At 57.0% G+C, this 12,389-nt stretch carries 11 protein-coding genes and 7 pseudogenes; 8 read left to right on the forward strand and 10 right to left on the reverse strand.

Annotated elements, in window-relative coordinates; genetic code table 11:
• Positions 1–30 precede the first annotated feature (30 nt).
• The 6 genes and pseudogenes from ACMYR2_RS05400 to ACMYR2_RS05425 all read left to right on the forward strand — a co-directional run.
• Positions 31–251: pseudogene (locus tag ACMYR2_RS05400) on the forward strand (IS66 family transposase zinc-finger binding domain-containing protein); the annotation flags it as partial.
• A 142-nt stretch (positions 252–393) separates the two neighbouring features.
• Positions 394–567, forward strand: a complete 174-nt coding sequence (locus ACMYR2_RS05405; RefSeq protein ID WP_416194157.1) for a hypothetical protein — start codon at positions 394–396, stop codon at positions 565–567.
• Between the two features lie 498 nt (positions 568–1,065).
• The gene (locus ACMYR2_RS05410) at positions 1,066–1,440 is read left to right on the forward strand and encodes a reverse transcriptase domain-containing protein (protein WP_416193818.1); all 375 of its coding nucleotides are present in this window, start codon (positions 1,066–1,068) and stop codon (positions 1,438–1,440) included.
• Between the two features lie 81 nt (positions 1,441–1,521).
• Positions 1,522–1,627: pseudogene (locus tag ACMYR2_RS05415) on the forward strand (IS481 family transposase); the annotation flags it as partial.
• Between the two features lie 137 nt (positions 1,628–1,764).
• Positions 1,765–2,900 (forward strand): IS3 family transposase gene (locus tag ACMYR2_RS05420; RefSeq protein WP_416192834.1). Its coding sequence is split into 2 segments (ribosomal slippage): positions 1,765–2,035 and positions 2,035–2,900, totalling 1,137 coding nucleotides; the frame shifts between segments, so codons are not numbered across the junction.
• Between the two features lie 301 nt (positions 2,901–3,201).
• Entirely contained in the window at positions 3,202–3,564 is a 363-nt protein-coding gene (locus ACMYR2_RS05425; protein WP_347265457.1) for an H-NS histone family protein, read from the forward strand.
• A 422-nt stretch (positions 3,565–3,986) separates the two neighbouring features.
• On the opposite strand, the pseudogene ACMYR2_RS05430 reads toward ACMYR2_RS05425, so the two are convergent.
• From ACMYR2_RS05430 to ACMYR2_RS05440, 3 pseudogenes are all read right to left on the reverse strand, one after another.
• Positions 3,987–4,454: pseudogene (locus tag ACMYR2_RS05430) on the reverse strand (ATP-binding protein); the annotation flags it as partial.
• A pseudogene (locus tag ACMYR2_RS05435) lies at positions 4,451–5,145 on the reverse strand (IS21 family transposase); the annotation flags it as partial. The pseudogenes ACMYR2_RS05435 and ACMYR2_RS05430, both read right to left, overlap by 4 nt.
• A gap of 292 nt (positions 5,146–5,437) precedes the next feature.
• Positions 5,438–5,877: pseudogene (locus ACMYR2_RS05440) on the reverse strand (IS630 family transposase); the annotation flags it as partial.
• Positions 5,878–5,961: 84 nt separating this feature from the next.
• Here ACMYR2_RS05440 and ACMYR2_RS05445 point away from each other — a divergent pair.
• Positions 5,962–6,984, forward strand: coding sequence for an IS110 family transposase (locus tag ACMYR2_RS05445; protein ID WP_414648987.1), 1,023 nt, complete (start codon positions 5,962–5,964; stop codon positions 6,982–6,984).
• Positions 6,985–7,081: 97 nt separating this feature from the next.
• Here ACMYR2_RS05445 and ACMYR2_RS05450 read toward each other — a convergent pair whose 3' ends face one another.
• The 5 genes and pseudogenes from ACMYR2_RS05450 to ACMYR2_RS05470 form a co-directional block, all read right to left on the reverse strand.
• Positions 7,082–7,576, reverse strand: a complete 495-nt coding sequence (locus ACMYR2_RS05450) for a helix-turn-helix domain-containing protein (RefSeq protein WP_416193819.1) — start codon at positions 7,574–7,576, stop codon at positions 7,082–7,084.
• An 89-nt stretch (positions 7,577–7,665) separates the two neighbouring features.
• Positions 7,666–9,144: an undecaprenyl-phosphate glucose phosphotransferase gene (locus tag ACMYR2_RS05455; protein WP_416193820.1), complete on the reverse strand. Its 1,479-nt coding sequence runs from the start codon at positions 9,142–9,144 to the stop codon at positions 7,666–7,668.
• 72 nt (positions 9,145–9,216) lie between these two features.
• Entirely contained in the window at positions 9,217–9,483 is a 267-nt protein-coding gene (locus ACMYR2_RS05460) for a hypothetical protein (RefSeq protein WP_416193821.1), read from the reverse strand.
• A 247-nt stretch (positions 9,484–9,730) separates the two neighbouring features.
• Positions 9,731–9,886, reverse strand: a complete 156-nt coding sequence (locus ACMYR2_RS05465) for an IS1096 element passenger TnpR family protein (RefSeq protein ID WP_416194064.1) — start codon at positions 9,884–9,886, stop codon at positions 9,731–9,733.
• Positions 9,887–9,999: 113 nt separating this feature from the next.
• A pseudogene (locus tag ACMYR2_RS05470) lies at positions 10,000–10,131 on the reverse strand (IS1096 element passenger TnpR family protein); the annotation flags it as partial.
• A gap of 291 nt (positions 10,132–10,422) precedes the next feature.
• On the opposite strand from ACMYR2_RS05470, the gene ACMYR2_RS05475 reads away from it, so the two are divergent.
• Positions 10,423–11,007: a UPF0149 family protein gene (locus tag ACMYR2_RS05475; protein WP_416193822.1), complete on the forward strand. Its 585-nt coding sequence runs from the start codon at positions 10,423–10,425 to the stop codon at positions 11,005–11,007.
• Here the strand turns inward: ACMYR2_RS05475 and ACMYR2_RS05480 are convergent.
• Positions 10,922–11,140: pseudogene (locus ACMYR2_RS05480) on the reverse strand (hypothetical protein); the annotation flags it as partial. The gene ACMYR2_RS05475 and the pseudogene ACMYR2_RS05480 sit on opposite strands and share 86 nt — an antisense overlap.
• A 20-nt stretch (positions 11,141–11,160) precedes the next feature.
• On the reverse strand, positions 11,161–12,375 hold the full coding sequence (locus tag ACMYR2_RS05485; protein ID WP_416193823.1) for a polysaccharide biosynthesis/export family protein: 1,215 nt from the start codon (positions 12,373–12,375) through the stop codon (positions 11,161–11,163).
• Between the last annotated feature and the right edge of the window lie 14 nt (positions 12,376–12,389).

Consider the following 12,389-nt stretch of genomic DNA (forward strand, 5'->3'; position numbering starts at 1 on the left):
CAATCGGTAGCACGTCATGCCGTCAGGTACCGCATGAGCCGCGGATCGCTTCCGGCATATCTGCCGCGCATCGAGATGGTGGTCGATATCGAGGACCACAGCTGCCCATGCTGTCGTAACGCTGCATCGGATTAGCGAAGACCGTAGCGAGAGGCTCGACATCATCCCAGTTCAGCTGCGCGTGCTCGTCGTGCCGGCCGAAGTATGCCTGTCGGGCCTGCGAAGAAGGTATCGCTCCGGCGGCGCTTTTAATTACCCACATCTCGTACCTAGGATTTGCACCTGTTGAATCGTCTGTGATTGTCTCTGTGACGCCGATTCGCGGGGGCGTCATGGGCGGCGACAAAGGCGGCCTATTGCTTCTTCGACAACCCACGTGTTACCAAGCGCGGGATGCTGGCCGGCCATTTTGCCGCGACCGCGATGCGCTGCGCGGTGAGCGAAAGACCAATCCTCTACAGCCGACCGCAGCCGGGTAAGATCGGCTTCACCAAGACCGTCAACGCCGGACGTTATAAGGCGGGTCAGCCCAACATGGTGATCTTATGTGGGGTGCTGATGCATTGATGCATTGGAGCCTGGCCGTAACTCTCAGGACGGGTGCGGGAAGTCAGACACCGTCATAGTAGCTGTGAAGCCGCCGAACAAAGTCGAGCAACCGATCGCGGAGGCAGTAGAGCGAAGGGCGGGACCAACGGGAATGCGGCACAGCAAAGCACACGCCGGGTGCAGAACCGGGGAAGCGTGTCACTTGCGCTAAACCGCATACGGCAAGTAGCAAGGCAGAGGAAGAAGGAGAGGTTCACTTCACTCTTCCATCATATCAGCATCGACCACCTCGCAGACGCGTTCTCCGAACTGAAGGAAAACGCGGCCCCGGGCGTGGATGGGCTGACATGGCGAGCCTACGAGGCAGACCTCGATCACAGGATAGCGGATCTGTATTCGCAACTCTATAAGGGAGTGTATCGGGCACAACCATCTCGACGGGTCTACATACCGAAGCTGGATGGGTCAGCAGGGCCCGCTCGCGGTGCCGCTCTTGAGCACAAAATCGTCCAACGGGTGGCCATCGCGGTGCTGAATGCGATCTACGAGGAAGGCTTCTTTGGGTTTTCGTATGGAAACCGGCCGAAGCGCAGCCAGCGTGATGCGCTGGACGCACTTATAGTCGGAGTTACAAGCAAAAAGGTGAACTACATCCTCGATGCCGATGTCCGATCCTGTTTCGATTCGGTCAGCCAGGATTGGCTGATCCGATTCCTGATGCACGGGATCAACGATCCGCGCATGATCCGCCTGATCCAGAAATGGATGAATGCAAGAATCCTCGAAGATGGGATCATAACCGTTAGTGAGACCAGGACTGAACAGAGATCGGTAGCGTCACCGCTGCTCTTCAACGTCTACCTGCACTACGATCTTCGATCCATGGGCTGAACGCTGGCGACGACGACAGGCCACGGGCGATATGATTATCCTGCGCGACGCTGATGACATCATCGTCGCCTTCTGCAGTGCTTCCACTGTGACAGCCATGATCAATTGCACTCGCGCCTTCAAGACTTCATCGAAGCCTACAATTTTTGGCCGCCGCCTCAAGACGCTCCATGCACAAGATTGCCTGCTGTTTCGCGTAATGCACGACCGTCATACCAGCCGTCGATTCATTTCCGCGCGTCTTTGTCGCAGAGGTCTTGAGGTGGTGCCGGTTTCTGAGACAGGGGCATAAGGTGGATCGCCCGATGAAAAGGACGATCCGGTATGAAGACACGCAGACGATTTACGGCTGAGTTCAAGGCCAAGGTTGCGCTTGAGGCGATCCGTGGCGAGCGGACGATTTCGGAACTGGCGACAAAGCACCAGCTTCATCCGAACCAGATTACGCAGTGGAAACGGCAGGCCATCGAGAACCTGGCCAAGACGTTCGACGACAAGGCTGCTGATGCGCAGGTCGGCCGGGAAGCCGAGGTGACCAAGCTGCACGCCAAGATTGGCCAGCTTGTCGTTGAGCGGGATTTTTTGGCCAAGGCCTTCGATCGCTGAGCCTGGATCGGAGGAGAATGATGATTGACCCCGATCACAACCGGCTCTCGATCCGCCGCCAGTGCGAACTGGTCTCGATCTCGCGGGCGTCGTTCTACCGACAGCCCGCCGGCGAGACGCCCGAGAACCTCGAACTGATGCGCACCATCGACGAGGCCTTCATGGAGACGCCCTGGTATGGCTCCCGGCAGATGGCCCGGCATCTGCGGCGTCAGGGCTGGTGCGTGGGTCGCAAGCGGGTCCGGCGGCTGATGCGCAAGATCGGTCTGTCGCCGATCTACCAGGCGCCGAGAACCAGCGAGCCGCATCCGCAGCATCGCATCTATCCCTACCTGCTGCGGCACCTGGCGATCGAGCGGCCGGATCACGTTTGGTGTGCCGATGTGACCTATATCCCGATGCGGCGCGGCTTCCTTTACCTCGTGGCCATCATGGACTGGTTCAGCCGCAAGGTCCTGGCCTGGCGGTTGTCGAACACGATGGATGCCGACTTCTGTGTTGCCGCTCTCGAAGAGGCGATCGCCTGCCATGGCAGGCCCGACATCTTCAACACCGACCAAGGCTCGCAGTTCACTAGCTTCGCCTTCACGACGACGCTGAAGGATGCCGGCATCCGCATCTCCATGGACGGGCGCGGCCGCTGGATGGACAACGTCTTCATCGAACGACTGTGGCGCAGCCTCAAATATGAGTGCGTCTTCCTCAGCACATTCGAAACGGGAAGCCAAGCCCGCTGCGGCATCGGCTCCTGGATAGACTATTACAACCGGCGACGCCCGCACTCGACCTTCGCCGGCAGGACGCCCGACGAAGTCCATGCTATGGCGGAAATGACGGAGCAATTGGCGGCGTAGAAACGAACCCGATCCACCTTAGCCAGGCCGCCAAACTGTCTCACCAAGCGGGTCCACCTCATCTTGATTTTCCCGTCATAACAGTCCGTAGTAACAATTCGAAATAGCCGAATCAATTAGTTCTTGCGTTTCTGATATATGCATCTAAACTTCAACTACAAGACGTAACTACATCAGACTGGTGCCTATGGTTGAGTTCAATGAATGCCCGGAGAGGTTGCACAAATAGAAGGCGTGCCGTGATCTGATAAACAAGTTGGGAGGAAGCATATTGACTGCGCAAAAGCCCAGCACATTCGCTATGAGTGTATTGGAATCGATGACCCTTGATGAGCTCTGGTCACTGTATGAAGAGATAGGCGGTATGCTTACAGATCGGATCCGGGCAGAAAAACGCGAGCTGGAAAAGCGTTTGGCTGTACTTCATCGAGGAATGGCCTCGCCGGAGGAGCAAGCTGGGCAAGAAGCCGGTCCAGTTGCCAAGATGCGACGGAAGTATCCGCGTGTTCTCCCGAAATACCGCAATCCTCAAAGTCCTTCCGAGACATGGTCCGGTCGGGGCAAGTTACCGCGTTGGCTAGTGATTGCCACAAAGAACGGACGACGGATCGAGGAATTTCGAATCGTCGACGCAAACGTCCCTCTAAAAAGACAAAGAGCTTAGGCTCTTGTGTGCGATCTTGCACGCTATCATCCCCGCATTTGTTCGCACGCTTGGAAGTTTGCGCATTCGGATCGTCCTCGGCCTCAAAAACGTAACGCTCTCGTGAGCATTATCCGACGGAGTATACGAGCGATCTATATCCGACCGTATTGCGTAAGCGCCGCTTCATCCTATCGCAATCAACCGCGATGAGAGCTAGAGCCATTTTGGATTGATATTACGCATAACCGGCGTGATTGAAGAAATTGATGCATTGGTCTGGAGAGAAGAGATCGAGGATAGAACCGAGTATAGCGCGACAATCTGGGTGGGAAGCGCTCGACAATCAGGATGGCGAGTCAGTGTCGCGGCGTGATGATGATTGCCGCGCCGACTGTCGCGCGCAAGAGTTTTTTGAACTCTGATTGTCGCGGAGCGTCAATCAGCGACAGTCGCGCCACCTGGAGCTTTTGCACGAGATCGGTGGTGCGGGTGAACAGGACGCGCCATCCGTTCTCGATGAGGGCGAGGCCGATCGCTGCCGCCAAGTGGCTCTTGCCGCCGCCGGGCGGGCCGAACAGGAGCAGATTGGCGCCCTTGCCCAACCAGCCATCGCCGGCGGCAAGTGCGGTCACCTGCGCCTTGGAGATCATCGGCACGGCCTCGAAGTCGAAGTTGTCGAAGGTCTTTCCGGCAGGCAGCCGCGCCTCAACCAGGTGGCGTTCGATGCGGCGGCGACCGCGTTCGGCGATCTCGTGTTCAGCGATGACAGCGAGGAAGCGGGCGGCCGGCCACCCTTCCTTGTCGGACTGCTCGGCAAATTGTGGCCACAACACTTTGATGGCGGGTAGCCGCAGTTCGTTGAGCAACAGATTGAGGCGTGTTGTATCGACGGAGTTGGAGGTGTTCATGCTGCACCTCCGATCTGGCTGACGCCGACGAGGCACTCATAGCTGGCAAGCGGAGCAAGCTGCACCATGACCTGCGGCATGCAGGCAGGATCGGGCGCGAAGTGAGCGCGCAACCGTCCGAGATCGGGCAGTTGGCCGGCGTCCAGGTCGGCGGCGAGCTGACCGGCGAGTTCGGCCTCGCAGCCGCGCTCGTGCGCCAGCGCAAGCAGATCGACCATGAGCCGGCAGGCTTTCTTGCCCGGCAGCCGTTCGCGCAAACGACCGAAGGTCCTCCGATAGGCATCGCGCGGGAACAGCCGATCACGGTAGACGAGATTGAGCAGCGCCATTGGCTTGCGCCGCAAGGAATGGATCACGTGGTGAAGCCGCCGCTTGACGTCACGCGGACAATCACCTCCTCGTAGTCCGAGCTGCGGCGATCTGGCAATGCCTGCAGGGTGGCGCGCTCGCTGTCGATCCGCTTGGCGTTGCGGGCATTGCGGCGGCTGACGATCTCGTCGATGAAGCCACGATAGGCCGCGAGGTCGTCAAAGTCGGTGCTGCCGCGCAGCAGCAGCGCATCGGCGATCATCCGCTTGAGATGGCCGTGCGAGCTCTCGATCGCCCCGTTCTCGTGGGCAATGCCGCGATTGTTGCGGGAAGGCCGCATGCCATAGTGGGCGCACAGCTCCTCGTATCGCAGCGTCAGATTGCCGCGCGGCACGGAACACGCTACGAGCCATGGGTTGCTGCCAACTGATAGGCTCAAGGAACGGTCAGGGCAAAGTGAGGCGATGGCGAACGGACGGAGACGAAGAATCAGGACACCCCGATCAATCCGAAGCGCTTCGAGCGCGCTCGATTGAGTGGGACCTGTTCTCCAAGCGAACATTCATCAGGGCGCGCAGCGGTACCGTTGTACATCAGACGCCGTATACATGGCCGCAACCGACCTGTTCACCAAACCGATCCGACACCCTTGACTCGCAGGAGCCATCCATACATGGGTTGAGGTCGGGCGAGTCCGGCGGCAGATAGCGCAACCGCGCGCCAGCGGCCTCGATGATTTGTCGAACATCGTCGTTCTTGTGGGCGGGCAGATTGTCCATCACCACGATGTCGCCTGGCTTCAGGGTCGGGACCAGGCATCGTTGCAGGTAGACGCGAAAGATCTCGCCATTCATCGGCTCGTTGATGACAAAGGGAGCGGTGATAGCGTCGTGGCGCAGCGCCGCGACGAAGGTAGTGATCTTCCACCGTGTGGAATCTTGCCGACCAGGCGTTGGCCACGGCGGCAGCGGCCACGCAATCGCGCCATGTTGGTCGAGGTGCCGGTCTCATCGATGAAGACGAGGCGGGCTGGATCAAGCAGCCCTTGTTGCGCTTTCCAGACCTCGCGGGCCATCGCCACGTCGGGCCGATCCTGCTCGGTCGCGTAAACGCTTATGGAATGGCCCGTCCCTTTCTCCGGCATCAAGTACGATGCTGGTGTCAAAAACGGGAAAGGAATGAGCTAATGTCTATAACAATCCTCGGGGTTGATCTGGGAAAGAACTCTTGCAGCGTTGTTGGAGTCGACACGACCGGTGCTGTAGTCGTTCGTCGAACGATGCGCCGGCAAACGCTGGTCGAATATGTGACGAAACTTCCGGCCTGTGTAGTTGCGATGGAAGCATGCTGCGGCGCCCATCACCTGGGCCGCCTGTTTGTCGCGCAAGGTCATAAGATCCGGTTGATGTCACCGGAATACGTCCGTCCATATATTAAAGCTCAGAAAAACGACGACCGCGATGCTGAAGGAATCGCCGAAGCTGCCTCACGACCGACAATGCGGTTCGTCGAACTCAAGAGCCAGGAGCAGTTGGATATTCAAACGCTGCATCGTGTGCGCTCGCGCCTCGTGGCAGAACGAACCAACCTCATCAATCAACTACGCGCGATCCTGCTGGAGCGCGGGGAGATCTTCCCGGCCGGCCGGCGGAAATTCGAGCTTGGCGTGGATGGCATGCTTGTCGATGGCGATCAAACATTGTCACCGCGTATACGCCAGTTAGCTGGCGATTTACGTACCGAATGGAGAGAACTCGACGCGAAAATCGCGGCGTTGAATGGCGAATTTGTCAAACTGTCACGCAATGATCCCGCAGCTTGCAGGTTGACTTCGATCCCTGGCGTTGGCGTGCTCAACGCAACGGCCCTGGTCGCTGCGGTTGGCGATGCAAGTAATTTTGCCAAGGCCCGGGACCTGGGCGCCTGGCTCGGGTTGGTTCCGAAACAATCCAGCACGGGAGGTAAGGCTCGGCTGCTCGGGATATCCAAGCGTGGCAACACTTATTTGCGCACTCTACTCATCCACGGCGCTCGCGCGGCTTTGCCATCGCTGTCACAAAGCGATACGCCACTGGGGCGGTGGCTGAAGGCAATGATCGAGCGGGGCGTACACCGTAACGCCGTAGTGGTGGCTTTAGCCAACAAGCTGGCGCGGATAGCTTGGGCCATCTTGCGCAAGGAAGCGCGCTTTGAACGCAGTTACCCGGTAGCCGTGGTTTAACGAGATCAGCGCTGCGCATAGTTCGCGCAGTCCAACGGGGTTTGCAGGAAGGATCGAAGAGATGGCCTGACAGTCGAACGGCGTTCGGAAATCCCGATCAAAAAAATGGCACATTCGCTGCCGGCATGCTTATGGGGCTCTGAACGTGCGGATATCCATCTTGGCCATGGGCTTGCTCATGAGACCGTATACGTTGACGCAGACTGTTCAGAATGCCGTAAAATCCTCTTGCAGACGGGGCGGGCCATACGTTTTTGAAGCTGATGCCGCGCCGGTCGTAGAAGCTCCACACCGTTGCCACGCTGACCGTGATGCCGCGCTCGCGCAGCAGGACCCGGACTTCTTCAAGCGTGATATCCGACTGTGCCCCGATCAGGTCGAGCAGCCACGCGGCATGCGGCTCAAGAACCGCGTGACGATGACCGCGAAGGCCGCTCGGCGCCGTTCGTCCGTCAAGCCGCCACTGACGGACCCATTTGATCGCGCTGCTGGCACTCACCGAAAAGACCTTGGCCGCCGAGGTTGCCGAAAGCCCGCCCGCAACCGCACCAATCACCCGCTCGCGCAAATCAGACGAATAGGCCCGTGTCATCGCTGCCTCCGAATCAAGACAGCCAAACCCTGACCCAGAAAAACCCCTCCGTGAATCCTCAAACGAGTCAGATCAATCCAAAAAAGACTCTAATAGGCGTTCCTACCCCGTAGAACCTCCAAGGGGGTTTGCATCAGAATCACGAAATCTAGTCCCAGTCGCCAATTGTCGATGTACCAGAGATCGTAATCTACGCGTCGCTCGATATGTTCGGTTGTGGGAGTAGGGCCTCGATATCCATGAATCTGCGCCCATCCGGTTAGTCCCGGTTTTACGCGCTGGCGGAAGGCGTAATTTCTGACAAGCTTATCAAAATGGTTGTCGTGAGCGATAGCGTGGGGCCTTGGTCCCACGAGCGACATGCTGCCACCCAAGACGTTGAATAGTTGAGGTAATTCGTCGATGCTCGTCTTTCGAAGCCATCTGCCGACCCGAGTGATTCGATCGTCGACTGGACGTGCCTGAACTGCTGAAAAGCCATCTTCAAGAGTGGACATCGTTCTGAACTTGCAAATTCTGAAACCTCGGCCGTTAAAGCCAAGGCGGTGCTGTCGGAAGAGAACCGGGCCGGGGGAATCCAACCTTATCAATACCGCGACCATGACGAGCAGGGGCACTAAGAGCACTAACACCGTGCCTGCTCCGATCAAATCGATGGCGCGTTTTGCCAAGTGCTCTGTGCTGGTCAATGGACCGCGCTGCAATTCCACGCGGGTCATGTCGCCGAGATCGCAACGCGGTCTGTCCAGAATTTCTTTGGCGGCTCCGGTGGGGACAATCGTGATTGGGAAAGGCAGCAATCTCAATTCGTTTGCAAATGCTCGCATCTCCGACAATCGGTTCAGATCGGCGGCGACGATCACTTCTTCAATATCCGAGCCTCGAATATGCTCTATGACATCTTTGGCGAGCCTTAGCCGCAAGTTTGAACCAGCGTCCCTTGGAGGAAGAGCAAATGTGGTGCTTACATTTAGGCCGACTTTGCATAACTTTCTGCGAATGGGGTTATACCGTTGCATGGAATCAACAATTAAGGCTACCTTGCGACCGGAAAACTTATGCTCGGCGAGCCCTTTTTTCAGCAATTCTCGGATAATTGTTCGGTTGGCGATCAAGCCAATAAGGCCAAACGCCGCAAACAGAATATTTGTTGCACGCGAAAGTTCACTGCCAATTTTCAAAGCAAATACTATGCCCGCTAGTAGCAAGAACACACTCACCCAAGCATAAAAAATCAGACGGATCTGACGCCGCCACATAAGCAGTTCAGTCGGTCTGTATTGGCCCTGACATTTTAGCAGGAGACAGAACAAAACAGCTACTAATGTTGCTGAACCCAAGGGTTGTTCTAATTCTATCTGTAGGCCCTCATTCAACTGATAGAGAAGGCTTGCGCAATAGCTGGCGGAGACGATTGTCGCCAAATCGAAGCCAATTGCTATTGACTCTATCCATTCATAGCGGATCGGCCATTTGCGAGCTTTGTCTAAGATAATCCGCTTTAAGTCACGGGCCGCTACTTCTCCGGCTTTCGCAGCCTCAACTTTCTGTCGGCCAACAAAATTCATGGAGAAAAAACCAACTAAAGAACTCGAAATTAAACGACTTTCCGTATTTTTCAGTTTATTTAATATTTAAATTTAAAGGGACTGGAAAGTCAACATTTTGTTAAGGCCGCGCCTTGGGAGGGGCGCCATTACGTCGCGATCGGACAGGATGAGACGGTGTGCATGCACGTGAAGTTCGCCGCCATCCAAACTCTGCCGCCCGTCGGCAAGCAGAAGCGATACAGTCCTCAGCTTCTCACCTACATCCAAGCCCTTAAAGATCAATCCGCCGGCGAACCGTCCGCCGATCGACTGGAAGCTGGTGACCAATCTGCCGGTCGGAGATTTCGCCATCGCCATCGAGAAGCTCGAATGGTACGTGTTGCGCTGGCAAGCGGAGGTGTTTCACAAGGTAATGAAGTCTGGCTGTCGCGCGGGAGACGCGAGGCTTGAGACCGCCGAGTGGCTGGCCAAGTTCCTCGCCCTTATCGCGATGGTCAGCTGGTGCATCCTCTTCCTCACCATGTCCGCACGAGCAAAGTCCGAGGTTGCTTTGCGATCGATCACGTTTGGATCGAAGCGCTCTGGTCCCCAAATGCGCATACTTTCATGCTTCGGATGGGTCGGGTCGTCGATGGCTTCCGAGATATTCCGCATAGCCCGGCACGCCGCCAACATCTTCTGGAGGACAGCGGCCGATGGTGTCGAGCAAGAGCGGCAGACCATCCAGCGACGTGTCGTAGAACCACTTTTCCAGTTTGATGACGTGGTCCCAGCCGTCCCCGAAGTTAGAGGACCAAAGTCATCATAGAGATCAGGGATCCCCCAATGTTCGTCGCCCGAGGTGAACGCGAACAGGTGACTATCCGTCCAGTCAAATGCAGCCTGAAGCGTCAGATGCAGCCGATCAAGACGCAGGGTGAACGGCACAACGAGGCGCCGCATCACCTCCGGCTTGACGTCCTTGAGGGTCACCTTGATCCGGACCGCGGTCGTGCTGAGGCTCATGCCGCCAGCCTTGGATCCGGTTTATGTAGGGTGTAGGCCCCGATGCCCAGGGAAGCAACTCGTCCAACCGCGCCATCCGTCGTCAGGCATGCACCTGCTGCGGCCGGCAGTCATGGCTGCGTGCGATATCCGTCACGATCGCCCCGGCTGAAAGCTGTCCGCGACAATCTGCGCCCTTAAATTATCGGGCCACCGCTTGCGATCTGCGCCGGCATACACTTCGATACGTGGCGACAGCGATCGCCTTATGTCGTCCAAATGGTCGTCCATTGTGAGCACCCTGTCCTGAAGATGACTCTTCTAACCGGGCTCTCATCATCCAGTACGAACAATCTCAAGGGCCGCAAAGCCACGCTTACAGTCGTGTGGCATAAGGATAGTACGGATCAGCAGCCGGCCCTCGAGAATCTGGAATATGCCAACCGGGTTCCCTGCCTCGTCATGGAGCACTACAATGATGTGGTACGCACACTGAAGGAGTGCCCCGACGGCTACAGTCCGTTGTTCTCCGTCGACACGCGCAATAACGATGTTCTCTGGGAGCTTTGGATTGCAGGCTTCGGGCAGGCCATTGCGTTGCGCCCGGCGGCCTGGAAAACGCTGCTCGACGCAGATGACGATACGGCGGCAGCTATGAGCGGAATGTTGCTCCTCATCGAGGTCGCGCAGGGTGAAAAGAAAATGGATAACCAAGACCCGATCGTGGCGGCAACCCCCGACAAGATCGCAGGCTGGGTCGTCGTCCTCAACGCATGGCGCCTTGCCAACACTCAAGCCGGGCTTGGAAGAACAAAGAAGTGCGCCGCTCCTTCGGCCCCATCGGCTCGTCCCCGACCATCGCCCGCGATCGCCACTTCCTTACTGTCTTCTCGTTGATGCCGAACCGCCTCGCGAGTTCTGCGGACGAAGCCTGCGATCGCTGTAGCTCCGCTCGAACGGCGTGCGTGGTCTTGGCGCTCCCATGAAGAACCTGGCCCGTCCCTCTCTGACGGCAATAACGATACGCCATCACACTGCGGGACTAAACACCTAGCGTTGAATCGGCGTCGGCGTCGTTATGATCGTGGTGGGCGTGCCACTGAGTGAGTTTTTCAAGATGTTGGCGTTGGTGGCATAGATTATCGGGTCGTTAGCCGTTGCCATAATAGTTCGCAGGAAGACCAAGAACTTCGTCGTTTCGACCATCGAAGCATTGGACGTATAGATAATATCCTTGTTCCGCATCTCGAAATTCTGCGCGAGGAAATATCCTGAAGGGTCACGCAAATTGAGGTGATAGATTACAGGTATGATCGGTCCTTCGAAGTGATTACAATCAACCCCGAGCCTGGCTGCGACTTCCCGTGTTTCTCCTCTATAAAGGAATACGAAACTTGGATCGGCGCGACTATCGTTCAAGCCCTGATTCTTGCCAATGGCTTCTGCGAGCGAGAGGCGCCATGCCTCAAATTTGAACTGGCCCTGCTGCCCTGCTGCCCCGAATGTAAGGAAGGTCTGTGGCTGGGTGAAAAGATAAATAGCGTCATTCGGCAGCGCATAGATATTGTTGCTAGGTTCGTAAAGCAATGCACCGAATGGGACGCTCGCTCGATGGTTGTTGCGCTCCAATGATACCCAAAGGTCATATCCTTGATTCATCGGACCGCCAGCCCTCGCGATGTAATCCAGGATGCGCTCACCAGAAGGGTTGGCAGGAAATCGTCCTGCCGTTCGTACATCACCCAGTACGCTGACCAGAGACGTGTTCTGTTGTGCCAGGGTGACGACAACCTGAGGCTCTAGTGCTCGGCCCTTCAGGCGATCGACGATAGAGGCTCCGACGTCCGGGGGGGTACGTCCCTTCGCGCGAACGGCACCGGCATATGGCACGGTTATGTTTCCGTTCTGATCGACAGCTTGGTTGGGAATAGTAACAAAATTACCCGCGCGAACTCCGGTCTCGGACGTAAAAAGCCCACCGGCTGCAGCCTCAAAGATCGTCACGCTGACCATATCTCCGATACCAAAGCGAAACGCCTTTGGTGGAGATCTATTTGCGAAAGCGTTGGACAGTCTCGGGGTATATTCTCCCAAGACCTTTATGATCGAAGGACTAAGATCCACCGAGGCGTACGGCATGCTTACTGGAACGCCTCCTTCGGACTGTTTTTCGACGTCAATACCTTGCGGGCCGCTGGCGGGGACGGTCGAGCATCCACCAACCAGAAGCGCCAAAAGAACCGAAGTCAGCGCAAAATTTCGCATCGTAAGGCTCAGGG

The sequence above is a fragment of the Nitrobacter sp. TKz-YC01 genome, assembly GCF_047824785.1.
Taxonomy (GTDB): domain Bacteria; phylum Pseudomonadota; class Alphaproteobacteria; order Rhizobiales; family Xanthobacteraceae; genus Nitrobacter.

Excerpts from the sequence above, each read along its gene's own strand:
- ACMYR2_RS05405 (WP_416194157.1), top strand. The coding sequence starts at position 394 with ATGCTGGCCGGCCATTTTGCCGCGACCGCGATGCGCTGCGCGGTGAGC.
- ACMYR2_RS05425 (WP_347265457.1), top strand. The coding sequence starts at position 3,202 with ATGAGTGTATTGGAATCGATGACCCTTGATGAGCTCTGGTCACTGTAT.
- ACMYR2_RS05450 (WP_416193819.1), bottom strand. The coding sequence starts at position 7,576 with ATGACACGGGCCTATTCGTCTGATTTGCGCGAGCGGGTGATTGGTGCG.
- ACMYR2_RS05455 (WP_416193820.1), bottom strand. The coding sequence starts at position 9,144 with ATGAATTTTGTTGGCCGACAGAAAGTTGAGGCTGCGAAAGCCGGAGAA.
- ACMYR2_RS05460 (WP_416193821.1), bottom strand. The coding sequence starts at position 9,483 with ATGGCGATGGCGAAATCTCCGACCGGCAGATTGGTCACCAGCTTCCAG.
- ACMYR2_RS05475 (WP_416193822.1), top strand. The coding sequence starts at position 10,423 with ATGACTCTTCTAACCGGGCTCTCATCATCCAGTACGAACAATCTCAAG.
- ACMYR2_RS05485 (WP_416193823.1), bottom strand. The coding sequence starts at position 12,375 with ATGCGAAATTTTGCGCTGACTTCGGTTCTTTTGGCGCTTCTGGTTGGT.